Here is a 1,066-nt window from a genome sequence, read left to right as displayed (position 1 = left end):
GGCCCCTTTCCCGGAATTTAGCATCATGAGATGCGCTCGAACGTGGGACGTGCGAGGGAAGTCATCTTGTTGAGGACCGAGACGCCAATCCGGCTCTCGGTTCTCTGATTGTCCAGGGTGCGTGATCTCAACCTTTCCCCGATGACGGACTTCCAGCGGCCCATGAGCGTTTCCACGCGCGCTCTCTTGTTATATCCGCTACTCTTTTGCCAGGCCATGCGGCCATGGGCCTTGATCGCCAGAACATCCAAATCCCGCGCGGTGGGGGCGGTCTCGGCCTCAGGGCCGGCAACGGCCGTTTTCGGCGGTGGGATGATGATCTCCACATAGGCAAAGCGCCGCATGATTTCGGTCCGGGTGGCGGCGCCGTCATAGGCACCGTCCGCAAGAAAGCGGTGCACGGGTTCGTCAATCTGGTCCAAAAGACCCGGTACGGCCGACGGATCGCCGATGTCATCTGTCGTCAACTCGCTGCATGCGATCTGACCTGTCTCCAAATCTAGTCCCAAGTGCAGCTTGCGCCATGAGCGGCGCTGTTGTGTCTTGCCATGCTTGGTTTCCTGCCAGTCTCCCGTCCCAAAGACCTTCAGGCCTGTGCTATCCACGACAAGGTCAAGGGGACCGAACGCCTTTGATCCTTCCCGTGGCAACGGCGCAAGTCTGCTGGTTCTGCGCGAGAGCGTGGAGAAGTCGGGAACGGCCAGCTCAAGCTGCATCAGCTTGAACAACGAGCGCACAAACCCTTGAACTTGCCGCAGAGCCAAATGGAAAACCGTCCGGATCTGCAAGGTCACCGTGATGGCAAAATCTGAGTACCGGCAGGGCCGGCCCCGCTTCCCGGTGGGCCCCACGCCCCACTGATGCTCCACGCTTTCATCAAACCAGACCGTGATATCCGCCCGCCGACGCAAGCTTTCATTATACTCGGTCCAGTTTGTCACACGACACCTGGATTTGGAAAACTTGTGACGGCGCGACGCGTTGTATTTGAAAGGCATTCAACAAACTTCTGAAGACACTCAACGAAGAGCACGTAGGCACGCAAACCCATTTATGCAACAAGGCC

1 protein-coding gene is annotated in these 1,066 nt (G+C 58.3%); it reads right to left on the bottom strand.

Translation table 11 applies throughout. The annotated features are described in order from the left end of the window. Positions 1-23: 23 nt before the first annotated feature. Complete coding sequence (locus tag Q0835_RS29950) at positions 24-998, bottom strand: IS5 family transposase (RefSeq protein WP_298967136.1); 975 nt, start codon at positions 996-998, stop codon at positions 24-26. Positions 999-1,066 lie beyond the last annotated feature (68 nt).

This window comes from uncultured Roseibium sp., assembly GCF_947499295.1.
GTDB lineage: Bacteria > Pseudomonadota > Alphaproteobacteria > Rhizobiales > Stappiaceae > Roseibium.
The sequence above is the reverse complement of the archived record's forward strand: the minus strand, read 5'-3'. Positions and strand labels throughout refer to the sequence as shown.